This is a genomic window from Phytohabitans houttuyneae, from assembly GCF_011764425.1.
GTDB lineage: Bacteria > Actinomycetota > Actinomycetes > Mycobacteriales > Micromonosporaceae > Phytohabitans > Phytohabitans houttuyneae.
The window spans coordinates 681,625-706,511 of the sequence record NZ_BLPF01000003.1; the positions used below are offsets into that span (position 1 = coordinate 681,625).

The 24,887-nt window shown below is 71.4% G+C and carries 16 protein-coding genes and 1 pseudogene; 13 read left to right on the forward strand and 4 right to left on the reverse strand.

Translation table 11 applies throughout. The features are described 5' to 3' along the window. The first annotated feature begins 4 nt into the window (after positions 1-4). The 8 genes from Phou_RS37935 to Phou_RS37970 are packed head-to-tail and all read left to right on the forward strand — an operon-like array spanning position 5 to position 14,011. Positions 5-3,802: a non-ribosomal peptide synthetase gene (locus Phou_RS37935; protein ID WP_246274409.1), complete on the forward strand. Its 3,798-nt coding sequence runs from the start codon at positions 5-7 to the stop codon at positions 3,800-3,802. Then, positions 3,799-7,479 (forward strand): MupA/Atu3671 family FMN-dependent luciferase-like monooxygenase, encoded by a 3,681-nt coding sequence (locus tag Phou_RS37940; protein ID WP_173066518.1) that lies wholly within the window; start codon positions 3,799-3,801, stop codon positions 7,477-7,479. Before Phou_RS37935 ends, Phou_RS37940 begins: the two co-directional genes overlap by 4 nt. Beyond that, complete coding sequence (locus Phou_RS54755; RefSeq protein ID WP_173066521.1) at positions 7,401-8,255, forward strand: phosphopantetheine-binding protein; 855 nt, start codon at positions 7,401-7,403, stop codon at positions 8,253-8,255. The genes Phou_RS37940 and Phou_RS54755 overlap by 79 nt, the downstream gene beginning before the upstream one ends. After that, entirely contained in the window at positions 8,212-10,698 is a 2,487-nt protein-coding gene (locus Phou_RS37950) for a type I polyketide synthase (protein WP_173066524.1), read from the forward strand. The genes Phou_RS54755 and Phou_RS37950 overlap by 44 nt, the downstream gene beginning before the upstream one ends. Further along, on the forward strand, positions 10,698-11,552 hold the full coding sequence (locus Phou_RS37955) for a 3-hydroxyacyl-CoA dehydrogenase family protein (RefSeq protein WP_173066527.1): 855 nt from the start codon (positions 10,698-10,700) through the stop codon (positions 11,550-11,552). The genes Phou_RS37950 and Phou_RS37955 overlap by 1 nt, the downstream gene beginning before the upstream one ends. After that, positions 11,549-11,830, forward strand: coding sequence for an acyl carrier protein (locus tag Phou_RS37960; RefSeq protein ID WP_173066530.1), 282 nt, complete (start codon positions 11,549-11,551; stop codon positions 11,828-11,830). Before Phou_RS37955 ends, Phou_RS37960 begins: the two co-directional genes overlap by 4 nt. Next, the gene (locus tag Phou_RS37965) at positions 11,823-12,938 is read left to right on the forward strand and encodes an acyl-CoA dehydrogenase family protein (RefSeq protein WP_173066533.1); all 1,116 of its coding nucleotides are present in this window, start codon (positions 11,823-11,825) and stop codon (positions 12,936-12,938) included. Before Phou_RS37960 ends, Phou_RS37965 begins: the two co-directional genes overlap by 8 nt. Continuing rightward, on the forward strand, positions 12,935-14,011 hold the full coding sequence (locus Phou_RS37970; protein ID WP_246274176.1) for an HAD-IIIC family phosphatase: 1,077 nt from the start codon (positions 12,935-12,937) through the stop codon (positions 14,009-14,011). Before Phou_RS37965 ends, Phou_RS37970 begins: the two co-directional genes overlap by 4 nt. A gap of 5 nt (positions 14,012-14,016) precedes the next feature. On the opposite strand, the gene Phou_RS37975 is transcribed toward Phou_RS37970, so the two are convergent. After that, positions 14,017-14,679 (reverse strand): O-methyltransferase, encoded by a 663-nt coding sequence (locus tag Phou_RS37975; RefSeq protein WP_173066539.1) that lies wholly within the window; start codon positions 14,677-14,679, stop codon positions 14,017-14,019. An 80-nt stretch (positions 14,680-14,759) separates the two neighbouring features. Here Phou_RS37975 and Phou_RS37980 point away from each other — a divergent pair, with 80 nt between their 5' ends. Continuing rightward, entirely contained in the window at positions 14,760-15,437 is a 678-nt protein-coding gene (locus Phou_RS37980; protein ID WP_173066542.1) for a sulfotransferase family protein, read from the forward strand. A gap of 16 nt (positions 15,438-15,453) precedes the next feature. Here the strand turns inward: Phou_RS37980 and Phou_RS37985 are convergent, their stop codons facing one another. Next, entirely contained in the window at positions 15,454-18,561 is a 3,108-nt protein-coding gene (locus tag Phou_RS37985) for an AfsR/SARP family transcriptional regulator (RefSeq protein WP_308784728.1), read from the reverse strand. A gap of 238 nt (positions 18,562-18,799) precedes the next feature. On the opposite strand from Phou_RS37985, the gene Phou_RS37990 reads away from it, so the two are divergent. Together Phou_RS37990 and Phou_RS37995 are read left to right on the forward strand one after the other, a co-directional pair. Next, positions 18,800-19,603 (forward strand): hypothetical protein, encoded by an 804-nt coding sequence (locus Phou_RS37990; protein ID WP_173066547.1) that lies wholly within the window; start codon positions 18,800-18,802, stop codon positions 19,601-19,603. An 84-nt stretch (positions 19,604-19,687) separates the two neighbouring features. Next, positions 19,688-21,271, forward strand: coding sequence for an alpha/beta hydrolase (locus Phou_RS37995; protein ID WP_173066550.1), 1,584 nt, complete (start codon positions 19,688-19,690; stop codon positions 21,269-21,271). Here the strand turns inward: Phou_RS37995 and Phou_RS38000 are convergent. Then, complete coding sequence (locus tag Phou_RS38000; protein ID WP_246274178.1) at positions 21,251-21,994, reverse strand: MtrA family response regulator transcription factor; 744 nt, start codon at positions 21,992-21,994, stop codon at positions 21,251-21,253. The genes Phou_RS37995 and Phou_RS38000 overlap by 21 nt on opposite strands. A 145-nt stretch (positions 21,995-22,139) precedes the next feature. Between Phou_RS38000 and Phou_RS38005 the strand changes: the two genes are divergently transcribed. Together Phou_RS38005 and Phou_RS38010 are read left to right on the forward strand one after the other, a co-directional pair. After that, positions 22,140-22,535 (forward strand): hypothetical protein, encoded by a 396-nt coding sequence (locus tag Phou_RS38005; protein WP_173066553.1) that lies wholly within the window; start codon positions 22,140-22,142, stop codon positions 22,533-22,535. Positions 22,536-22,603: 68 nt separating this feature from the next. Next, positions 22,604-23,718 (forward strand): annotated as a pseudogene (locus Phou_RS38010) (MerR family transcriptional regulator). Positions 23,719-23,962: 244 nt separating this feature from the next. Here Phou_RS38010 and Phou_RS38015 read toward each other — a convergent pair. Then, positions 23,963-24,604, reverse strand: coding sequence for a hypothetical protein (locus Phou_RS38015; protein ID WP_173066556.1), 642 nt, complete (start codon positions 24,602-24,604; stop codon positions 23,963-23,965). Positions 24,605-24,887: the final 283 nt, after the last annotated feature.

Below are 24,887 nucleotides of genomic sequence, written 5' to 3' on the forward strand. Positions count from 1 at the left end.
CGTCGTGGTCGAACACTCCGGTCGCCCGGACGCACGCCTGATCGCCTACGTGGTCAGCGGCGCCGCGCCGAACGAGCTGAGCGGGTTCCTCGGGGCCCGCCTGCCCAGCTACATGGTGCCGGCCGCGATCGTCGTGCTGCCCGCACTGCCGATGACACCCAACGGCAAGGTAGACCGTGCCCGGCTGCCCGCCCCGGACCGGGTGGCGGCCGGGCTGGCCGCCACCGCCGCGGCACACCGCACCCCGACCGAGTCGGCGGTGGCCGCAATCGTCTCCGAACTGCTCGGCGTCGCGGACGTCGGTGCGGACGACGACTTCTTCGCCCTGGGCGGCACCTCGCTGGTCGTCGGCCGACTGGCGATCCAGATCGCAGCCAAGCTGGGCGTCACGGTGAGCATCCCCGAGCTGTTCGCCACCCGCACGGTCTCCGGCATCGCGGTGATCGTCGACCGGCGTGCCGCGGCGGCCGAAACACAAGGCTTCGAGCCGTCATCCCCGTCGGTCGCGCCGGTCCCGCCGCCGCTGCGCCCTGCCCGCCGGGACCGGCCGATCCCGCTGTCCCTGCCGCAGGAGCGGGTCTGGTTCTTCGAGCAGCTGTCGCCGGGCAACCTCGCCTACAACTTCCAGGCCTCGGTGTCGCTGCACGGCCGGGTCGACGTGCACGCGCTGCGGGCGGCGCTGGACGAGATCGTCCGCCGCCACGAAATCCTGCGGACAGGCTTCATCGCGGTCGACGGGGTGGGGCAGCAGCACCCGCTGGCCGAGGCGAAGGCACCGCTGCGCGTGCTCGACGTGCCGGCCGAGCGCGCCGACGACGTCATCGCCGAGGAGGTGCGCAAGCCGTTCGACCTGACGGCTCCGCCGCTGGCTCGCTGGCTGCTGCTGCGCCACACCGGCGAGGAGAGCACGTTCGTCCACGTGGAGCACCACTTCGTACACGATGGTTGGTCGCTCTCGGTTTTCCTGTCCGAGCTGGCCGCCCTCTACCCGGCCTGCCTCGCCGGCCAGCCGTCGCCCCTGCCCGACCTGGCCGTCCAGTACGCCGACTACGCGTTCTGGCAGCGCGACTGGATGCGCGGTGAGGTGCTGCGGGCGCATGTCGAGCACTGGACCGAGCGGCTGGCCGGTGCGCCGGACGCGGTGGAGCTGCCCGCCGACCGGCCACGGCCGCCGGTCATGACCTTCCGCGGCGCGGCGCCGCGGATCCATATCCCGACCGCGCTGTCCCGCGCGTTGCGCGCCTTCAGCCGCGAGCACCGGGTGTCGCTGTTCACCACCATGTACGCGGGTTTCGCCGCGCTGCTGTACCGCTACACCGGACAGCGGGACCTGCTGGTGGGTACCGGCGTCGCGAGCCGCACCGTGCCCGAGCTGGAGCCGTTGCTCGGCATGCTCGTCAACACTCTGGTGCTGCGTACGCGGGTGTCGGCCGACCAGCCGTTCAGCGACCTGCTCGACCAGGTGGGTACCTCGGTCGCCGAGACGCTCGCCTGGCCGGACACACCGGTCAACGCGGTGATCGACGCGATCGACCCGGCCCGCGACCCGTCGCGCAACCCACTGTTCCAGATCATGTTCAGCTTCCACGACTCGGCCGTGCCCGACCTGGACTTCGGCGGGATCACCGGCAGGGTGCGCGAGCGCGCGAACGGCACCGCCAAGTCGGACCTCAACGTCATCGTGGTGCCGCGGGCCCAGCAGCGTGTCGGCCGGGCGCCCAGCCCGGAAGACGACGACATCCACCTGATCTGGGAGCACTCGACCGACCTCTTCGACGAGTCGACGATGTCGCGGATGGTCACGCACTACCTGACCCTTCTCGCCGACGCGGTGAGCAGGCCGGCGGCGCGGGTGGGGCAGCTGCGCCTGCTGCCGGACGCGGAGGCGGGGCAGCTCGAGCGTTGGAGCCGCGGGCCGGCGGTCGCCGGTGACCGGCCGGTGACCGAGCTGATCGCCCAGCAGGCGAAGACGCGGCCGGACGCGGTGGCGGTGCGCTGGCCGGAGGGACAACTGAGCTACGGGGAGCTGTGGCGGCGCGCCATCGGGCTTGCCGGCCGGCTCCGCGAGGCCGGCGTCGCCGCCGAGGAGCCGGTGGCGTTGTGCGTCGACCGTTCCGCCGAGCTGGTGGTCGGTGAGCTCGCGGTCCTCACGGCGGGCGGGTGCTACCTGCCCGTCGACCCCAGCTACCCGGCCGAACGCATCGGCTTCATGCTTGGCGACGCCGGCGTGCGGACGGTCCTCACGACGGCGGCGCTGCGCGGCCGGTTGCCGGCATCCGGCCGTACCGTGATCGACCTGGACGGCGCCACCGGCGAGGAGCCACCGGCGGTCGCGGACACCGGGCCGGTCTCCCTCGATCGCCTGGCGTACGTCATCTACACCTCGGGATCCACCGGCCGGCCCAAGGGGGCGGCGTTGGCGCATCGCGGGCTGGCCAACCTGATCGGCTGGCACCTGGCCGAGTACACGCTGGGTCCGGCGGACCGCACGGCGCTGTTCGCGAGCCCCGGGTTCGACGCCTCGACGTGGGAGATCTGGCCCGCCCTGGCCGCCGGCGCCACGGTGTGCGTCGTCCCGCCGCAGGTCCGGGCGGCGCCGGCCGAGCTGGTGCGCTGGCTCGCCGACGAGCGGATCACCGTCACGTTCCTGCCCACGCCGGTCGCGGCGGCCGCACTGTCGCAGCCGTGGCCGGCCGGCACCTCGCTGCGGGCACTGCTGACCGGTGGCGACGTGCTGCCCGCGGCTCCCGCGCAGGGAACGCCGTTCGAGGTGTTCAACCACTATGGACCGACAGAGAACACGGTGGTGGCCACGGCGGGGCACATCCCGGCGAGTGCGCCGGGGCGGCAGCCGCCGATCGGGCGGCCCATCAGCGGGGTACACGCGTATGTGCTGGATCCCGAGCGGCAGCCGGTGCCGATCGGCGTCAGCGGTGAGCTGTACCTGGGCGGTACGGCACTGGCCCGCGGCTACCTGAACCGCCCGGCGCTGACCGCGGACCGGTTCGTCGCCGATCCGCGCCGCCCCGGGGCCCGCCTGTACCGCACCGGTGACCTGGTGCGCTGGCGGCCCGACGGGCAGCTCGAGTTCCTCGGGCGCACCGACGAGCAGGTGAAGATCCGCGGGTTCCGGATCGAACCCGAGGAGGTGGCGGCAACGGTCCGCGAGCATCCGCACGTCCGCGATGCCGCCGTCATCGCGCGTACGTCCCGGGTCGATGCCGAGCCTTCCCTGGTGGCCTATGTGGACAGTGTTGCGGCGAGTGACGAAGACGTGCTGGCGTTCCTGCGCGAGCGGCTGCCCACGTACATGGTGCCGGCCGAGGTCGTGATGCTCCCCGCCCTCCCGCTGACCGAGCACGGCAAGGTGGACCACGGCGCGCTGACCGGCCTGGCACCGCGGTCGCCGGTCCCGCCGGCGGCGACGCCGGCCCCCCGTTCCGCGACGGAAGAGCGGGTCCTGCAGCTCACCTCGACGTTGCTTCACGGCCGGCCGGTGGGGCGCGAGGACAACTTCTTCCGGATCGGCGGCCATTCCCTGCTGGCGGCCCAGCTGGTGGCCCAGGTCAACGACGTTTTCGCGGTCCACGTGCCGGTCGCCAGCTTCCTGCAGCAACCGACGGCGGCCAGCCTGGCCGCGGCGGTGACGGCGGCGACCGCCCGTCCACTGACCCACCACGGTCCCGTCATGCCGAGCCCTCGCCGGGCCAGCGCCCAGCTGCTGGCCGAGATCGACAAGCTCAGCGACGAGGAGGTCGAGCACCTGCTGCACGACCTGGACGGGACGGAGGTGGAACAGTGACGGCGGGGCGGACGACGCCGGACACCACGACAACCGAGCAGCGGCGGGCGCTGCTGGCCGACCTGCTGGAGCGCCGCTCGCGGGCGCAGACCGGCTACCCGCTGTCGTACGCGCAGCGGCGGCTGTGGTTTCTCGACCAGTTGCAGCCGCACAGCGCGGTCTACAACGTCCCGCTCGGCTACGACATCACCGGACCGCTGGACGTCCCGGCTCTGGAGCGGGCGCTCACCGAGGCGGTGCGCCGGCACGAGATCCTGCGCGCCGCGTTCCGGGAGGCGGACGGCACACCGCGCCAGGTGATCCTGCCGCCGCCCACGGTGCCCGTGCCGGTGGTCGACCTGACCGCGTCGGCCCACCCGGAGCAGGAGGTGGAGGCCATCGCGCGGGACGAGGCCGGTACCTCCTTCGATCTGGTGGCCGGGCAGGTCATCCGGGCCCGCCTGCTGCGCCTGGACGAGCACCGGCACCGGCTGCTCGTCACGGTGCACCACCTGGCCTGCGACGCCGAGTCGGTGCGCGTGCTGGGCGCGGAGATTGAAGCCGGCTACCGTGCCGCGCTGGCCGGCGACGTGCGACGCGATCCCGACCCGCCCATGCAGTACACCGACTTCGCCGAATGGCAAGTGCGGACGCTGGCCGGGCCCGAGCTCGACCGGCTGCTGGCCTACTGGAAGCCGCGGCTGACCGGGCTGCCCACCCGGCACCTGCCCACCGACCACCCGCGCCCACCGATGCAGAGCTATCGCGGCGCGGCGCTCAGGTTCGCGCTTCCATCCGACACGGTCCAGCGGCTGGAGGAGCTGGCCAAGGCGGAGGGGGTCACGCTCTTCACCGTCCTGCTCGCCGCCTTCGCGGTGCTGCTGCGCGCACACATCGACGAAGACGACATCGTGATCGGCACTCCGGTCGCCGGCCGCGAACGACCTGAGCTGGCCGGGCTCATCGGGTTCTTCACCAACACCCTGGTGCTGCGCTGCGACCTCGCGTCCCAGCCGACGTTCCGCCAGCTTGTCCGTCGCTTGTGGACTGAGGTGCGGGAGGCGTTGGCCCATCAGGAGCTGCCGTTCGAGAAGCTCGTCGAGGAGCTGCACCCGGAGCGTGACCTCGCCCAGAATCCCTTGTTCCAGGTGCTGTTCAGCTACCGGTACGAGGAGGCGGCGGAGCTTCGCCTCGACGGCTGCCAGGTGTGTCCCGTGCTGGGCGACACCGGCACGGCCCGGTTCGACCTGACGCTGAGCCTGGCCCGCACCGCCGCCGGGGTCACCGGCCGGTTGGAGTACAGCACCGACCTTTTCGAGGCGGCCACCGCCGAGCGCATCGCCGCGCGGTACGCCAGCGTGGCGACCGGCGCCGCGACGGCGCCGGACCGCCCGATCGACGAGCTGCCGGTGCTGCCCGCGGCCGAGGCCGCCACGTTGGCCGGCTGGCAGGCCGGCGACCGGGTCGAGATCGCCGACGCGCTGGTGCACCAGATCGTGGCGCGGCAGGCGATCGCGACACCCGATGCGGCCGCGGTGGTCGCCGCCGACGCCACCCTGACCTATGGGGAGCTCGACAGGCTCGCCGACCGGCTGGCCCACCGCCTCCGCGCGCTCGGTGTGGCGCCGGACGAGCCGGTCGGAGTCCACCTCGGCCGGTCGGCACAGCTGGTGGTCACCCTGCTCGGGATCCTCAAGGCGGGTGCCGCCTACCTGCCGCTCGACCCCGACTATCCCCGCGACCGGCTGGCGTACATGGTCAAGGACGCCCGGACGCGGGTGATCGTGGCCGACCCCCGGTCGCAGGCGGCGGCCCGGGAGCTCGGCGCCGCTGAGGTCGTGGTCCCCGAGCAACTCGACCCGCCCGGCGCGGACGAGGTCTCGGACCTGCCCGCGGTGGCGACCACCGCGGCCAACCTGGCCTACGTGATCTACACCTCCGGGTCGACGGGGCGGCCGAAGGGCGTCATGGTCACGCACGGCAACGTGGTCAACCTGCTGGCGGGCATCGACGGCGTCCTCGGCGCCGACGAGCCCGGCACGTGGCTCGCCGTGACGAGCGTGTCCTTCGACATCTCCGTGGTCGAGCTGCTGTGGACGCTGGCGCGCGGCTACCGCGTCGTGGTGCGCGGTGACCCACCCCGTCCGGTCCCGGCGGCGCACGCGCAGGCGGCAGCGCTCCGCGCGACCCAGGCACGACCGATCGACTTCAGCCTGTTCTACTTCGGCAGCGACTCCGAACGCGGCTCGAGCGAGCGGTACCGCTTGCTCCTGGAAGGCGCGAGGTTCGCCGACCGGCACGGCTTCGCCGCGGTGTGGACCCCGGAGCGCCACTTCCACCAGTTCGGCGGGCTCTACCCGAATCCGTCCGTGACGGCCGCGGCGGTCGCCGCGATCACCGAGCGGGTACAGGTCCGAGCGGGCAGCGTGGTGCTGCCGTTGCACGACCCGCTGCGGGTGGCCGAGGAATGGTCCGTCGTGGACAACATCTCGGCAGGCCGGGCCGGCATCTCGTTCGCCTCCGGGTGGCACGCGAACGACTTCGCGCTCGCTCCGGAGGCCTACCAGCAGCGCAAGAAGCTGATGATGGACGGCCTGGCCGAGGTGCGGCGGCTGTGGCGGGGTGAGAAGGTGGCGCGGCGCAACGGCGTCGACGCCGAGGTCGAGGTCGGTGCGTTTCCGCGGCCGGTCCAGCCGGTGCTGCCGGTGTGGCTGACCAGCGCACGGCACCCGGACACCTTCCGGATGGCCGGCGAGGCCGGCACCGGCGTGCTGACCCACCTGCTCGGCCACAGCCTCGACGAGCTGGCCGAGAAGATCGCACTGTACCGGCAGGCGTGGCGCGAGCACGGGCACGGCCCCGGCGACGGCCACGTGGCGGTCATGGTCCACACGTTCGTCGGCGACGACGTCGAGCAGGTCAGGGAGCTGGTCCGTGAGCCGCTGAGCCGGTACCTGGAGACCTCGTTCGACCTGATCGCGTCGCTCGGCGAGACCACGGGCAGCGCCACCGACTTCGCCGCGCTGCCGCCGCACGAGCTGCGGGCGCTGATCGACCGCGCGTTCGACCGCTTCGTGGCCACCGCCAGCCTGCTCGGCACACCGCAGGGCTGCGCCGACGTGGTCGACCGGATGAAGGGCATCGGCGTCGACGAGGTCGCCTGCCTGATCGACTTCGGGGTCGACGAGGAGGCGGCGCTCGGCGCACTGGCGCGGTTGGCGAGTGTCCGCGACATCACCGAGGAGCGCCGCGCGGCCGCGCTCGCGACGGCCGAGAAGACGGCGGAGCCGCAGGAGCCGATCGCGGCACAGCTGCGGGATTCCGCTGTGACCCACCTGCAGTGCACGCCCTCGATGGCCCGCCTGCTGCTGGCCGACCCGGAAGCGCGGGCGCAGCTGCGGCGGCTGCGGCGGCTGCTGGTGGGCGGCGAAGCACTTCCGACCGACCTGGCCGGCGACCTCGCCGCCGCGGTCGGCGGCACGGTGCACAACATGTACGGGCCGACCGAGGCCGCGGTGTGGGCGACGACGGCGGTGGTCCCACCGGCCGGTGGCCGGGTGTCCATCGGGCGTCCGATGGCCAATGTGCGGGCATACGTGGTCGACCAGCAGGACCGGCTGTGCCCCGCGGGGTGCCCGGTGAGCTGCTGCTGGGCGGGGACGGCCTGGCTCGCGGGTACCTGGACCGCGCCGCACTGACCGCGCCGCGCTTCGCACCGGACGCGTTCGTCGCCGAGCCGGGCGCGCGGATCTACCGCACCGGGGACATGGCCCGCTGGAGGCCCGATGGAGCACTGGAGTTCCTCGGGCGCTTCGACGACCAGGTGAAGCTGCACGGGCACCGGATCGAGCTCGGCGAGATCGAGACCGTGCTCGCGGCGCACCAGGGCGTGCGCTCTGCAGTGGCCGCCGTCCGCGGTGAGGGCGTCGACCAGCGCATCACCGTCCACTATGTATCCCAGGCCGATCCACCACCGACCGGTCACGAGCTGCGCACCTTCCTCGCCAGCCGGCTGCCGGGCTACATGGTGCCGCAGGCCTTTCAGCTCATCGACGCGGTGCCACTGACCCCGAACGGCAAGGTCGACCGCAAGGCGCTGCCCAACCCGACGGGTGCACGGCCAGACGGCACACCGGCCTACGCGCCACCGGCGAGCGCGACCGAGCGCGCTGTCGCGGAGGTGTGGGCACAGGTGCTCGACATCGACCGGGTGGGCGTCGACGACAGTTTCTTCGACCTCGGCGGGACCTCGTTGCTCGTGGTACGGGCGAGGGCCAGGTTGCTCGAGCGGGTCGGCGGCGAGCTGTCCCTTGTGGACATGTTCCGGTACCCGACCGTGCGGGCGCTGGCGGAGGTGATCGACCGCGCGCCGGCCGAGCGGTCTGATCCGGACGTCAGCGAGGGGGCGGCCCGCGGAGCGGCGCGTCGCGGTGCGGCGCGGGCGGTCGCGCGGCGGGCGGGGCGGGCGGGGTGAGCGCCCCGGTGGAAGACGGCGTCGAGCCGATCGCCGTGGTCGGGCTGGCCGGACGCCTCCCGGGGCCGCGACCATCGACGAGTTCTGGCACAACCAGCGCGGCGGTGTCGAGTCGGTCACCTGGTTCACGCCGGAGCAGTTGATCGAGGCCGGATGGCCCGCGGAGATGGTGGAGAAGCCCAGCTTCGTGCCCGCCGCGGGCGTCATCGACGGGGCCGACCAGTTCGACGCGGAGTTCTTCGGGTACAGTGCGCGCGAGGCGGAGATCAGCGACCCGCAGCAGCGGATATTCGTCGAATGCGCCTGGCACGCGCTGGAGGACAGCGGTCACGACCCGTCCGAGTTCGACGGTGCCATCGGCGTGTACGCCGGCTGCTTCGCCAACAAGTACCTACCGCTCAATCTCGCGGCGAACGCGGAGTTCATGCGCTCCCCGATGGCCCTGTCCGCGCGCCCGTACAACGACAAGGACTTTCTCGCGACCCGGGCGGCGTACCTGTGCGACCTGCGCGGGCCCGCGATGAGCGTGCAGACGGCCTGTTCGACCTCGCTCGTCGCGGTCCACCTCGCCTGCCAGGCGCTGCTTGCCTACGAGTGCGACATGGCGCTGGCGGGCGGGGTGGCGCTGCCGATCCCGCTGGTCAGCGGCTATCCCGTCGTCGCCGGCAGCCTCTTCGCCCCGGACGGTCACTGCCGGCCGTTCGACGCCGCCGCCACGGGAACAGTGCCGGGGTACGGTGCCGCGATCGTGGTGCTCCGCAGGCTGCGCGACGCCGTGGCCGACTGCGACCACATCCGCGCGGTGATCCGGGGGACCGCGGTCAACAACGACGGCTCGGCCAAGTTCGGGTTCACCGCGCCGAGCGTCCAGGCTCAGGCCGACGTGATCGCCGCCGCCCTGTCGGTCGCGGCGGTGGACCCGGAGACGATCGGTTACGTCGAGGCGCACGGCACGGCCACCACGTTCGGCGACCCGATCGAGGTAGCCGGGCTCACCCAGGCCTTCGGCACCTCACGGCGCGGGTACTGCGCGCTCGGCTCGGTCAAGGCCAACATCGGCCACCTGGACGCCGCCGCCGGAGTGGCGGGTCTGGCGCGGGCGGTGCTGGCATTGGAGCACGGCGAGATCCCGCCGAGCCTGAACTTCGAGACGCCCAACCCGGCGCTGCGGTTGGACCGCAGCCCGTTCTACGTACCGACCACCGCCCGCGCCTGGCCCCGGGGCACGACACCGCGGCGTGCCGGCGTCAGCGCCTTCGGCGTCGGCGGCACGAACGCCCACGTCGTGCTGGAAGAGGCGCCGGCGCCCCGGCCGGCCGCGACCGGCGGGCGCGACCGGCAACTGCTGCTGCTGTCCGCGCGTACCGGCGAGGCACTCGCGGCCGCGGCGGGCCGGCTCGCCACGCACCTGGACCGCGATGGCGACCTGGACATCGCCGACGTCGCCTACACCCTGCAAACCGGCCGACACCGCTTCTCCGTGCGCCGGCACGTGGTCTGCCGCGACCGGGCCGAGGCGGCCGCCGCGCTGCGCGCGCTGGCAGCGCCCGAGGCGGTGCCAGCCGCCGGTGACGCAGACGCCCGGCAGGTGGTCTTCGTGTTTCCGGGCAGCGGCTCGTACCGCCCGGACGCCGCCGCCGAGGTCTACCGCGGCGAGCCGGCGTTCGTCGCACACGTGGACGAGTGTGCGGCACTGCTGCGACCTCGGCTCGGGTACGACCTGCGCCGGCTGCTCCTCGCGCCGGCGCGGGACCATCCCGGCGTCGACAGCGCCGATCCGCGGGCGGGGGCCGCGGCGGCGTTCGCCACCCAGTGGGCCCTCGCCGGGCTGTGGCAGTCGTGGGGTGTAAGGCCCACGGCGATGCTCGGCGACGGCGACGGCGAGTACGTCGCGGCCTGCCTGGCCGGCGTGCTCGACCTGGCGGACGCGCTCGACGTCACGGTCGCCCGGGCGGAGATCTCCGCCGGCGAGCCGGAAGGGCTTGGCAGGTTTGCCCAGATCGTCGCGGGTTACGAGCGCAAGCCGCCGCAGGTGCCCTACATCTCCGGCGCGACCGGCACGTGGATCAGCCCGGAGGAGGCCGTGGAGCCGGCACACTGGGTCCGCCAGCTCGACCGGCCGGCGCCGCTTGCCGACGGCATCCGAGAGATCCTCCGCGAGCCCGGCCGGGTACCGCTTTTTATGGGGGCGGGCGAAACGCTGACCAGGCCCATGGTGTCCTCATTGCCACCCGCCGGGGACAGCGGCTACGGCGCCCTCGACCACCTGATCGGCGCCGCGGGCCAGCTGTGGGAGGCCGGCCTGAAGCTCGACTGGCGCGCATTCCACGGCGCCGCGCGACCACGGCGGGTACCGCTGCCGGGTTATCCGTTTCAGCGACGCCGCTACTGGGTGGCGCCCGACTCCGGTCGCTACGCCCCCATGGGGCACGGGGAGGCGTGATGGACGTCCCAGTCGTCGCCGTCGTGGGCGCGGGTGTCATGGGCACCGGGATCTCGACGCTCGTCACCGGCCATGGGCTGCCCGTGGTGCTGGTGGATGTCGACGAGGCCGCGCTGGAGCGGGCCCGCGCCGCGACCGCCACCGGGCTGCGGCACGCGCGGCTGGTCGGTGCGCTGCCGGCCGGGAGCCAGCCCGCCGAGCTGCACACCACCGTCCGCCTCGACGAGGTCGAGCCAGCCGGCGCGGTCATCGAGGCGGTCACCGAGCGGGCCGACCTGAAAGCGGAGCTGCTGGCAAAGGTGTCGGGCCTGGTCCGCCCCGGCACTCCGCTGATCTCCAACACCTCCGGCATACCCATCGACGAGCTGGCGGCCGACCTGCGGCGGCCGGGCGAGCTCATCGGAACCCACTTCATGAACCCGGCGTACCTGATATCGATGGTCGAGGTGATCCGCGGCCCCCGGACCGTCGAGGCGACCGTCGAGTCGGTGCTGGCTCTGCTGACCCGGATCGGCCGGCGCGCGGTGGTGGTGCGTGACGCGCCAGGCTTCGTGACCAGCCGCCTGCTGCATCCGATGATCAACGACGCCGCGCGGATCGTCAGCGAAGGCACAGCCACCGTCGAAGAGGTGGACAGCCTGATGCAGGGCTGCCTCGGCCACCCCACCGGCCCGCTGCGCACCGCGGATCTGATCGGCATCGACAACCTGGTCGACGCCCTGACGATGCTGCACCTGCGGACCGGAGACCAGCGATGCCGGCCCAGCGACCTGCTCCTGGAGAAGGTCCGGCGCGGCGAGCTCGGCCGCAAGAGCGGCCGAGGTTTCTACGTCTACAGAGAGGCAGGCCCATGAGCGCGGAACAGCCCGTCGCGTCGGACGCCGTGGAAGACGAGATCGCGAGGTTCGTGGCCGAGAAGACCGGCACCCTGCCCGATCCGAGCCAGGACCTGTTCGCCACCGGGCTGGCCAACTCGATGTTCGCCCTTGAGCTGGTCGTCTTCCTGGAACGCAGCTACGCCGTGACGGTCGCCGGCGCCGACCTGCAGCTGCCCAACTTCGCCACCGTCGCGAGCATGGCCACGCTGGTCGGCCGGCTCCGGGCCGAAGAGGCCGCCGACGGCGATGCCTGACCTGCTCGCGACCGAGCACGCCGCGGTCCGGCGCCTGGTCGCCGACAACGCCGGCGGGTGGGACATCGCCGGTGAGATCCCGCGGGAGGTTCTGCGGGAGGCTGGCGCCGCGGGCGTGCTGTGCGCCGCACTGCCGAAACAGTACGGCGGCCTCGGGCTGAGCAGCCAGGACAACGGCGAGCTCACCGCCTACGCCGGGAGCCTGTGCAGCTCGCTGCGCAGCGTGATGACGTCGCAGGGCATGGCGGCCTGGACGATCCAGCGCCTCGGACGCCGCGACCAGCGGAACATGCTCCTGCCGCAGCTGGCCGCCGGGCGGCTGGCGGCAGTGGCGTTCAGCGAGCCCGCCGCGGGCAGCGACCTGTCGGCGATGAGCACCGAGCTGCGTCTTGTCGACGACACCGTGATCGTCGACGGCCGCAAGTCATGGGTCACCGCCGCGGCCTACGCCGACCTGCTCGTCATCTTCGGCCGGACGGGTGACAGCGCGGCGGCGGTCGTCGTCCCGGCGGACACCGCCGGCGTACACATCGAGAAGGTCCCGCACCCGCTCGGCTGCCGCGCGGCCGGACACGCGCACGTCCAGCTCGACGGCGTCCGCCTGCCGGCCACGAGCGTCCTGGGCGGCACCGGACAGTCGCTGCAGCTGCTGGTCGGGTCGGCCCTGGCGTACGGCCGGATGTCGGTCGCCTGGGGTTGCGTCGGCATCCTGCGTGCCTGCCTCGGCGCGGTGACCCGGCATGCGAGGACACGGGTCCAGTTCGGCAAGCCGATCGCCGAACACCAGCTCGTGTCCCGCCTGGTCGCCGAGATCTACGTCGCGGAGCAGGTCGCCACCAGCGTGTGCCGGCACGCCAGCGAATGCTGGGACTCCGGCTCGCCGGACCTCGTGGTCTCGACCCTGCTCGCCAAGCATGTCGGCGCGACCCAAGCCATGCGGGGCGCCACGTCCGCCGTGCAGGTGATGGCGTCGGCGGGCGCCTGCGACGGCCACGAGGTCGCGCGTGCCTACCGGGACGCGAAGCTGATGGAGATCATCGAGGGAAGCAGCGAGATATGCCAGCTCCTGCTCGCGAAACACGCCCTTGCGACAGCGGAGAAGCCGTGAGCGGCCTCAGCAGTACCGTCAAATGCCTGGTCTGGGACCTCGACAACACGTTGTGGAAAGGCGTCCTGCTCGAGGACGGCGAAGTGCTTCTGGACGACCAGGTGCGCGAGGTCATCGTGGGCCTGGACTCGCGGGGCATCCTGCAGGCCGTCGCCAGCAAAAACCACCACGACCATGCCTGGGAACGCCTGGTGGCTCTCGGCATCGCCGAGTACTTTGTGGTCGCCCGGATCGGTTGGGGCCCGAAGTCGCAGTCGATCCGGCAGATCGCCGACGAGCTCAGCTTCGCGTACGACACGATCGCGTTCGTCGACGACCAGCCGGCCGAACGCGCGGAGGTCGAGTTTCACCTGCCACAGGTGCGCTGCTATCCGGCCGACCGGATCCCGCAGCTGCTGAGCCTGCCCGAGCTCACACCGAAAGCGGTGACGGTCGACTCGCGCAGGCGCCGCCAGATGTACCAGGCGAACCTGCTGCGCCAAGCCGAGCAGGAGTCGTTCACGGGGCCGTCGGTGGAGTTTCTGCGCTCGCTGGACCTGACGATGCAGATCGGTCGGGCCACTGTGGAGGATCTGTCCCGTGTGGAGGAGCTGACGCTGCGCACGAGCCAGATGAACGCGACCGGCGTCCACTACTCCGGCGGTGACCTGCGCGCACTGCTGGACGACCCGGGCCACGAGGTGCTCACCGTGACGATGGGGGACCGGTTCGGGCCGCACGGCGCGGTCGGCGTGGCGCTTCTGGAGGTCGGCCCGGCGCTGTGGCACCTGAAGCTGCTGGCCACCTCATGCCGGGTCGTCTCCTACGGCGCCGGCACCACCGTGCTCAACTGGCTGATCGGCGAGGCAGCGGAGGCCGGCACGCATCTCGTCGCGGACTTCCGGCCCACCACGCGAAACCGCATCATGGAGGTCGCGTACCGGTTCGCCGGATTCACCGACGAGCACTGTCAATGCCGTGACACCCTGCGACCCGCAGACGACAGCGATACGCAGCGCCTGCACCTCACGCCGGGACCGCGACCGGCACCGGCCACGACGCGCCTGAGCGCCGTCCGGTTGGCGGCGACGTGACCCGGCTACCGCTTGCGCGCGAGCGTGATGCCGTCGGCCATCGTGAGCAGCGAGATGTCCACCCGGGGGTCGTCGCGCAGCGACGCGTTGAGCGCCCGGATCGCGACCGTGTCGGAGTCTTGCGCGGCCGGGTCGACGACCCGACCGAAGAAGAGCGTGTTGTCGATGACGATCAGGCCGCCGGGCCGCACAAGCGCCACCGCAGCCTCGAAGTAGGCGGGGTAACCGGCCTTGTCCGCGTCGATGAACGCAAAGTCGAAGCTGTCAGGGCCCCGCTCGTCGGCGAGGGCGGCGAGCGTCTGCCGCGCGTCGCCGATCCGGACCTCGATGCGATCGTCCACTCCGGCGCGTCGCCAGTACTCCGCGGCGATCGCCGGCCACCGGTCGCTGATGTCGCAGGTGACGACCGTGCCGCCGGGTGCGAGCGCACGAGCCATGCACAGCGTGCTGTAGCCGGTGAAAGTGCCGACCTCCAACACCGAAGTGGCACCGGCCAGGCTCACGAGAAGCGCCAGAAGCTGCGCCTCCTCCGCCATCACCTGCATGGCCGCGCCAGCCGGAAGCCGCGCCGTCAACTCCCTGAGCTCCGCCAGGACCGGGTCCTCACGCAGGGAGATTTCCCTTACGTAGTCGCGGATTTCCTGCGTCGCAACGATCTGGTCCGCCACCACACGATCGTACCGCCCTGTCGATATGAAGGTAAGCCGCGACAGCGGCTGTCCAATGTGAACGAGGAGGCCGAACGGTCATGAAGGTCATCGGTGTGGGCGTCGCGCGAACGGGCACGGTGTCGCTCAAGGCCGCGCTGGAGCGGCTGGGGTTCGGCCCCTGCTTCCACAGCCGCCACGTGCTCGACAACCCTGACAAGCTTGCGCAGTGGGAGGCCGCCGCGAGAGGGGAGCCGGTCGAATGGGGACCGCTCCTCGACGGCTACGGGTCCACCGCAGCCTGGCCGGGCGCGGCTTTCTGGCGGCAGCTGCTCGCCTACTACCCGGATGCGAAAGCCGTCCTGACCGAGCGCGACCCCGACCGGTGGTACGACAGCATGCGGCAAACCGTCTACGAGCTCAACGGCGGCGGCACCGACAGCGAGCTCGCCGAGGCGGCCCGCCAGCAGCTACCCGGCGTCAACGCCATGCACAGGTTCAACCGAACGCTGATCTGGGAAGGCTTCTTCGGCGGCCGCTTCGCCGACCGCGACCACGCCCAGCGCGCATACGCCGAACACAACGCCGCCGTGCGCCGGGAGGTGCCGCCTGAGCGGCTGCTCATCTTCCAGGTGACCGAAGGCTGGCAACCGCTGTGCGACTTCCTCGGCGTGCCCGTACCAGATGAGCCGTTTCCGCGCCTCAACGACCAAGATGCCTTCTGGGGCCAGGTCCGCGACCGCCTCGCCCAGACCGCCGCCAGCTCCGACCCGACCTGATCGCGCGCTGCTTGCTTCATCCTTTTCGGATGGTGGCCGTTTCGGTCGGTTGCCGCCCTGCCGTGCCTGTCCTGCTGGCTGTTGTCAGCTGGGCGCGTAGGTGGTCGACGTCGGGCATGCCGAGCTGGGTGTAGATGGAGATGGCTTGTCGGTAGTGGTGGTTGGCGTGGTGGTGGTTGGCGAGCGTGCGGTGGGCGTGGGCGAGGCCGGTGTGGGCGCGGGCTTGTTGGTCACGGGCGCCGGTGCCGGTGGCGGTAGTGAGGGCGTTGGTGTGGTGGGCGATGGCGGCGGCGGGCTGGTTGGAGGTGTTCGCGGCTTCGCCGAGTCCGTTGTGTGCCGAGGCTTGTCCGTCCTGATCCGCGAACTGGCAGAAGAGGGTAAGGGCTCGCCGGTGGTGTTCGACCGCGTGGTGGGGGCGCCCACGGCGGGTCTGGACGGTGCCGAGGTCGTCGAGCACCCAGGCCTCACCGAAGTGGTTGCCAGCCTGCCGGCACAGGTTCAGGGCTCGCTGAAGGTGGTCGGCCGCTGGCTCGTAGCGGCCCAGCAGCTGCTGGACACAGCCGAGATGGCAGAGTGCTCTGGCCTCGCCGGTGAGGTCGCCGGCTTGAACGGACAGCGCCAGCGCGCGTTGGTGGTGGACGGCGGCTGCCGGATAGCGGCCGAGCAAGCGGTGGATGCTGCCGAGACGGTTCAGGACGCGGGCTTCACCGACCGGATCGCCGGCCCACCGGAACAGGGCTAGTGCCCGCTCGTGGTGGTCGGTCGCCGGCCCGTAGCGGCCGTGCCGCGTGTGCGCGCAACCGAGGCCGAACTGGGCCAGGGCTTCGCCGGGTTGGTCGCCGGCCTTTCGGGCGGTTCGGCAGGCGTGGTCGTGGATGGTCAGGGCGTCGGTGTGGTAGCCACCCTCGAGGTAGCGGAACAGGATGCCGGACAGGCGCACGGTGTGGTCCGGCCAGCCGTGAGTGGCGGTGTGTCCGGCCATCGCGACAAGGCAGGGCCGTTCGGTGTCCAGCCAGGATCGGGCCGGGTCCGGGTCGGTCAGATCCGGAATGGGTGTGGCCGGTGGGGCGATGTGTGGCCGGTGGCATGCGTCGGCGGGATGCAGCGTGTTCATCGCGGCGGCGGCGGTGGCCAGGTAATAGTCGAACAGCCGGCCCATGGCCGCACGGCGCTCGTCCGCGGCGTCTTCGGTGGTGGTCAGGTCGATGGCGTAGGCGCGCAACAGGTCGTGCATCGCGAACCGGCCGACCCCGGTCGGATGGACCAGGTGGGCACGGACGAGCCGGCTGAGGGTGCGGCCGGCGTCGTCGAGGCTACTGTCGGTGAGCGCGGCCGCGGCGTAGACGTCGAGGTCAGGGCCGGGGTGCAGGCCGTGGAGCCGGAAAGTGCGGGCGGCAGCGCGGGGGAGGTGCCGGACCGACCAGGAAAACACCGACCGTACCGCCGCCCGCGGGTCACCGCCGCCGTCCAGCAGGTCCAGTCGCTGTTGCCGGTCGGACAACTCGTGCACCAGCTCGGCCAGGGTGGCGGCGGGGCGGGCGGCAGCGAGTTCGGCGGCCACCCGGAGCGCCAGCGGTAGCCGGGCACACTGGTCCGCGAGCGCGGCGGCGGCGTCAGGCTCGGCATCGACGCGGGGGCCGATCAGCTGACGCAGCAACATGATCGCGTCCGGCTGGGGGAGCAGGTCGAGGTCCAGGCGACGGGCGCCGTGCACGGCGACCAGGCCAGCCAGGCTGTCGCGGCTGGACACCACCACCACGCTGGAGGGTGAGCCGGGCAGCAGTGGACGGACCTGTTCGACGGTTGAGGCGTTGTCCAGCACGATCAGCAGCCGGCGCCCGGCGACCTCGGTGCGGTACCGGGCAGCCCGCTCGTCGACGTCGAGCGGTATGTCGTGCCCTGGCACGCCGAGTGCGGCCAGGAGCCGGGCCAGCACGTCGGCGGCGCCCATGGGTTGGTCGGGGTCGTAGCCACGCAGGTTCATGTAGAGCTGCCCGTCCGGGAAGCGACCGCGCACCTGGTGTCCCCAGTGGACCGCGAGGGCGGTTTTGCCCACCCCGGCTGTCCCCGAGACAACGCAGATCACCACCGCGGTCGGGTGGACGCCGTCGCGGTCGAGCAACGCCGTCAGCCAGTCCAACTGCTCACGGCGGCCGGTGAAACCCGCTACGTCCAAGGGCAACTGGGCAGCGACCGGCCGCCCGGACGGTCGGTCGACGCTCGCAGTCCCCGCCGCGGAGGCGGCTGGAGGATCCGGTTCGCCGCGGAGGATCGCCTGATGCAGCCGCTGCAGGTCCGGTCCGGGATCCACGCCGAGTTGCTCAACCAGACGCTCGCGGATCGACGTGTAGTGCTGCAAGGCATCGGCGGTGCGGCCGAGAACGCACTGAGCGCGCATGAGGGCCGCGGCAAGGGGTTCCACCAGTGGATACGCACTGATCAGATCGGTCAGCGGGCCGATGACCGCACCCGCGTTGCCGACTGACAGCTCGCCTTGCGCCCAGGCCAGCACGGCGTCCAGGTATTGCTGCCGCCACGCGTCACGCACCGACGCCGTCCACCGCCCCGCGATGCCCGCCAGCGGATCGCCGCGCCACAGGTCACGGGCCTGCCGCAGCACCTCGACCCGATCATGCTCCGGACGGGTCGGATCGCGGGCCAGCGCGACCAGGGCGAGGAATCGGTGCAAGTCGACCTGCTGTGGGTCGCACGTCAGCACGTATCCGCCGGAGCGATAGACGATCGGTCTCAGCGTCGAGTCCTCTTGTCGCAGGACCCGGCGCAGCCGGCTGATCAGCATGTGCAATGTATGACGGGCGCCGTGCGGCGCCTCGTCCCACACCCGGTCGACCAACGTCGGCACTGTCACCATCCGCCCGGCATCTGCGGCCAACGCCGCTAGCAGACGTTGTTGCTGGGGCGGGCCAACCGGCAGGGGCCGCGCTTTGGCGTACACCTCCAGCGGGCCCAAGAGCCGGATCTCCACCGCCTGACCGATCATCCCAAGCCGATCTCTTACCGATTGGCCGCTAAGAATGCGTTGAGTATCCGCCCCAGCCCGATACAGCACCCTGCACCTGTCGACGAATCGACAGCCACGATCTGCGGGAAGGTAAAGGGGCATGAAGATCAGCACCAGGGTGCCAGAGAGTTCATGGCGGGGCCTGACACGTGCGACGGTGTTGGCAGCGGCCAGCCTCTGGCTGGTCTGCTCGACCGTCGTGGCGGGACCCGCTCAGGCCGGGCCGGCTGCGACCGCAGGGCTTTGCACGATGACAACGCTGCCGGTACCGCCTGACACTTACCACAGTGAAGCGCTGGCGGTCGACCCATCGGGCCGGTACATCGTGGGATCGGCGGTCGTGGGGCAATCCAGTGACGACTACCCGGTGCTGCTGTGGGACCGTGAGCGGCTCGTCGAGGTGGACGTGCCGGACCTGCTGGGCCCGGTTGCGGTGGACGTGAACCGTCGTGGCGTGGTGATCGGCAACGGCCGCGACGGCTCGCTGCTGCGACCGTGGCGCTACCAGGCCGGTGCGGCGACGCTGCTGCCGCTGGTCGACAAGGCCGACGAGGTCACGGCGGAGGGGATCAACTCCCGCGGCGACATCGTGGGCGTCGGCCGTACCCCGGCCGGTCATATGTACGCGTTGCTGTGGCCCGCACGCCACCCGGGCACTGTACGAGTGCTCGACACTCCGCCAGACCTTGTCGACCTCGCGGGTATCACCGACAACGGCACGATCGTCGGGATCTCCGGCAGCTACTTCGATCCCACCTCATGGCTGCGTACCCCGGCCGGCGCGGTGCGGCCCCTCACCGGCCCTGACGCCATTGGAGCGGCGGCCACCGCGGTCGGTGGGCACTGGGCGGTCGGCCAGATATTCCACGACGGTGTCCTGCTCGGACTCCGCTGGAATCTACGCACCGGCCGGGTTGTCGTGCTCGACCGGCGGCTCGACTCCGCCCCGACCGACGTCAACGCCCGCGCAGTCGTGCTGGCCGGCACCACGCTGCAGCGCGGCAGCACCGTGGTGACGCTGCCCTCGCCCAGTCCGGACCAGGCCGTCGGTGGCCGCGCAATCGCCGACAACGGCACGGTAGTCGGCTTCCACAACAACGGGCTCCCGGGCGGCGTCCGCGGGGTGCGCTGGACCCGCTGCTGACAACCACGCCGGGGTGGGCCTGGAGCCATCAGACCCACCCCACCTGGCCGGGACGACTAGAGGTCACAAGGATTGGAGTACACCATGCGATCGAAGCTGCTTGCGGCGGCGACCATCCTGGCCGTCGCGATTGCCGGCCCACCCACGTCGCCCGCGCTGGGCGGTGAACGAACGCGAGCCCTGGTGTGGGGCGACTGTCCCGCGGTGCCGCCGGAGCTGGAACGTGATCCCCGCCAGCAGTGCGCCTCGCTCCACCTGCCGCTCGACTACCGCCGCTCGTCCGGTCCGACGATCAGCGTCGCCATCTCTCGCATCGCCACCGCCAAGCCCACCCTGCGACGGGGCATTCTGCTGTCGAATCCCGGTGGACCCGGCGGCCCGGGCCTGGACATGCCGAGCCGGCTGGCGGCGTTGCTGCCGGCCGAGGTGCTCGACCGGTACGACCTGGTGGGCTTCGACCCGCGTGGGGTCGGCCACAGCACGCCGGTCACCTGTGGAATGAGCGTGGACACACCACTGGATCTGCAGGTGCCGTTCCCGGCGCCGGACGGTTCCATCGACCGCAACATCGCCTTCGGGCAGCAGACCGCGCGGGACTGCGCGAACCTATCCGGCCACCTGCTGCCGTTCATCACCACCGCCAACACCGCCCGTGACATGGACGGCATTCGAGTGGCCCTCGGTGAGCGTGAGCTGTCGTACCTCGGCTACTCGTACGGCACCTACCTCGGCGCCGTGTACGCCTCGCTGTTCCCGCAGCACAGCGACCGTTTCGTGCTGGACAGCGCGATCGACCCGAAGCGGGTCTGGTCCGACCAGTGGCACACGTTCAGCATCGGGTTCACACTGCGGTTCCCCGACTTCACCGCCTGGGCCGCCGCCCGCGACGCGACCTACCAGCTTGGCGCCACGCAGCAGGCGGTCAGCCGACTGTATGACCAGATCACCGCCCAGCTCGATCGCGCGCCCGTCACACTGCCGGACGGCTTCGTGGTAAACGGCAACGTCTTCCGGCTGGTCACGTTCGACCGGCTCTACCACGACCTCAACTTCCCGCAGCTCGCCGCGTTCTGGCGGCTGTTCACGCGACCGGGCGCCGGCCCGACCGCCGCCGCGGCCGCACGGACGCCTATCGGAGCCGCAGTCGAGGTGCCAGTCGACAACTTCCGCGCCGCCCAGTACGCGGTCGTCTGCGACGACGCCGCGTGGTCGCGCGACGTCCGGATGTACCAGCGGAACGTGGCCGTCGACCGCCGCACGTTCCCGCGGACGGCGGGCTTCCCGGCGAACGCATGGCCGTGCGCCTTCTGGGCCAACCAACCGGTCGAACCGCCGGTACGGGTGACCTCCAACGGCCCGCGCAACATGCTCATCCTGCAGAACCTGCGCGACCCGGCCACCCCGTGGATCACCGGGTTCGGACTGCGCCAGGCCCTCGGGCGCCGCGCTGTCATGGTGAGCGTCGACCAGGGCGGACACGGCGTGTACGGGGTCACGAACGCGCCCTGCGCCAGCCAGATCGCCACCGCGTTTCTGAGCACAGGGGTACTGCCCGAGCACGATCGTCTGTGCCCGGGACAGCGGCCAGGAGCCGTCACCGACCAGCGGTCGGCCCCGCGCCCTCCGGCGTTTCCGACGCCGTACGGGCTACGTGCTGATGGCCGGTAGCGACTCACGCGTGCGGTCGGCCGCCCACGGCTTGTCGGCTTGCTCTGTTGCGGGCTGGGTGACGAACTTGTAGCCGACCTGGCGGACCGTGCCGATCATCGCCTCATGTGATGGGCCGAGCTTGGCCCGCAGTCGCCGCACATGCACGTCGACGGTGCGCGTACCGCCGAAGTAGTCGTAGCCCCAGACCTCACGCAGCAACTGCTCCCGGGTGAACACTCGGCCAGGGTGCTGGGCGAGATACTTGAGCAGCTCGAACTCCTTGTAGGTCAAGCTGAGTGGCGCGCCCCGCAGCCTCGCGGCGTACGTGTCCGCGTCGATGACCAGATCCCCCCAGCCGGTGGCGATGCCGTCCGCCTTGTCCGTGGCGGCAAGACGGCTCACCGCCAACCGCAGGCGGGTGTCGATCTCCGCGGGTCCGGCGGTGCCCAGGATGACGTCGTCCAAGCACCAGTCGGCCGATATGGCTACCAGGCCCGACTCGGCGACAACGGCGATCAGGGCACCGCTCAGCCCGGTGCTTCGCAGCATCCGGCACGTCGCCTTCGCCTCGGCCAGCTGGCTTCGAGCGTCAACCAGGACCACATCCGGCGACGGTCCGTCGTCGATGGCGGCGGGCGCGTCCCGCAAGGCACACCGGACGGTGTGCGGCAGCAGATCAAGCGCGGGAAGGGCATCCGTCCGGGCGCGACCTTCCACATTGGTCAAAAGCAGGATCTTCACGCAACACCCCTTCGACGTAGCGACCGACCCGACAGCGTCGGCGGGTGTATCCCAGGACAATATCGGGCTCGCCACGCCCACGGCTGTGAAGTGCGGCACGTTACTGGTGCGGGCCCGGGTGGCATCGTTCGCGAGATTGGGCCAGATGTTCGCGGCTTTCGAACCGGCACCACTTGTGGATCTTGCCGCCGGACACGTCCTCGCCCGCCTCGCCGGTTACGGTCTGGCGCTGGTGCCGTACTGGCCGTACACCTTCGAACGTCCCGACGCCGCCTCTGACGTCGTGGTGGTGACGAACTGGCGACCGGACGGCCCGGCGAGGGCGTTCGTCGAACCGTCGGACGCGCACACCATGCCCGGCACCGTGGACGTGGAGCCTGGGCCGGGACACCCGTACTGGGTCATCGAGACGACCGGCTTCAAGGCGGTCTGGCCGCTTGGCTCCAGGGACGGCCGCGCGCTCGTCTTCACCGCGCAGTCCCGCGAGCCTGGCGCCGCCGCCGCTCGCCGCGGCTTGGGGTGGATGCTGGGCCTGGTCTGACGCGGCCGTTCATGTCAGGGAGCAGAGCGCTTGTCCCTCACGTGGCGTCATGCCACATAGTCGGTGGCGTGGAGGAGCGCCTGACCGTGGGACGTGTAGCCGAGCTGGCCGGCGTAACTGTCCGCACGCTGCATCACTATGACGAGATCGGCCTCCTGCGGCCGTCTATGCGGTCTGCGGCCGGATACCGGGCCTACTCCGCGGAAGACGTGGAGCGACTCCGGGAGGTGCTCGCCTACCGGCGGCTGGGCTTCGGGCTGCGTGAGATCGCGGATCTGGTTGATGACCCGGCCACCGACACGGTCGCGCGCCTGCGCCGGCTGCGTGGCCTGCTGCTGGAACAGCGTGACCGTGCCGCTGCCATGGTGACGGCCATAGACAGGGAACTGGAAGCACGGGCGATGGGGATCAGGACAACGCCAGAGGAGCAACTGAAGGTGTTCGGCGCGCAGTTGTACGACGCGATCGGATCCGCTTACCCAGCGACACGGCGCACCGAACCGCGGATCGCCGCGCGCATCTGGGACGCGCTGGGGACGCACGAACGGTACTGAACGTCGGAGCTGGAACCGGCTCCTACGAACCCCGCGACCGCGACGTCACGGCGGTGGAACCGTCGGCGGTCATGAGAGCGCTGCGTCCCGCGGACGCGGCGCCGTGCGTGGCCGCCACTGCGGAGAGCCTGCCATTCGAGGACCAGTCCTTCGACGCCGCGATGGCGATCAGCACCGTTCATCACTGGCCGGACCCGGTCGCCGGGCTGCGTGAGATGCGGCGTGTGGCCCGCCGCGTGGTGGTGTTGACGTACGACGCCGATGGCACCGGCTGGCGTCAGCGGTTCTGGCTCACCCGCGACTACCTGCCTGAGTTCGCTGACCTTCTCGTCGGCTGGCCGTCCCTGGCCGACCTGACCCGGGCGGTCGGGGGACGCGCGGAGCCGGTGCTCATCCCGTGGGACTGTGCTGACGGCTTCTTCGAGGCCTACTGGCGCCGGCCCGAGGCTTACCTGGACGAGCATGTGCGCCGCGCGGTGTCGGTGTGGACCAGAGTCGGACCGCAGGCCGAGCAGCGGGCAGTAAGCAGACTCCACGAAGACGTTTCGGCAGGTCGGTGGGCCGAGCGCAACCGCGACCTGGTCACCCTCGACGCGGCTGAGCTCGGCCTCCGTCTGCTCGTTGGCTGAACCACCGCGCGGGAGAACGTCGGGATCAGTAGCTGCCGCCGCGTCGACGCCTGGCCCCCACGGCGCGCTCGACCTGTCGGGCCAGCTCTTCGGGCAGCCGACCCGCGCCGAGTACGGGGCCGGCTGCGCTGGCGGCCTGGTGCCATCGCGATGTGGGGCAACCGCACCATCGCGGACACCCGCAGTGCTGTGACGGTACCGGAAGAGGGCGTTGACGACCGCGGCCGCCAACGCCCTCTCGGGGTCAGGCCAGGACCGACAGGTTGTATGCCATGCCGCTGCTGGTGAGTACAAAGCGGAGCTTGGGGTTAAAGGCCTTGACCGAGACGCCGAGTATGACGACGTCGAACTGGAGACCCTCGGTGAAGACGTCGACGCTGCCCAGCGCCGGCACGCTGGTGGTGCGACGGGTGATCGAGCCCGACACCCGGATCGTGCTGCTGAGAATGTCCGGCGTCGTCTCGGTGTGCGTGGCGCTGATGACCGTGGGACCTTCCCAGCACCACTGGTAGTGCACGCGCCACCGGACCAGGGTCTGGTAGGTCGGGATGACGTAGATGATGTACGTGCTTTCCATGGTGCGGCACCTGACCGGTGGCAGGCAGGTCATCGCCGCCCTGGCGGCGCCCGGAGGCGGTGCGGGACACAGCGCCTGCGGCGCCACCGCGGCCGCGACAGCGACGGTCTGCTCCGCCACGTACTCCTCGCCGGCGTAAGTGCCGATCGTGGTGCGTGTGACGGTGGTGCCGTCGCTCGCCGCGGGGACGCCTGTCGGGCCGGTAGGCGCCGGTGTCGCGCTGGCGGGCTGGACCGCGACGCCGAGCAGGACGCTCACGACCAACGCCGTCACCAGACCGGCGCGGGCGGCTATGCGTTTTCTGGACATGGGTCTCCTTCGCTGACGTAGTGAAGACCTTCGCCAGCGACAATCAGATTAATATCGTCGGCGGTCAATCAGATGCAATCGCCTTTGCGGGATCACGAGGCGAAAAAACGTCAGGATTACGCAGCGGGGGATGAAGAATCGATGCCGGCGGCTACGTATCGAAGTCGGCCGGGGCAAGGGTTACGGGGCGCTCGTCACCGCCGATCGCGCTGGTCCGGCGACCGCGGGTCGAGACACCTTGCAATGATCTTGACTTCCGCATCTGCCGCCGATCCTGCGTGGC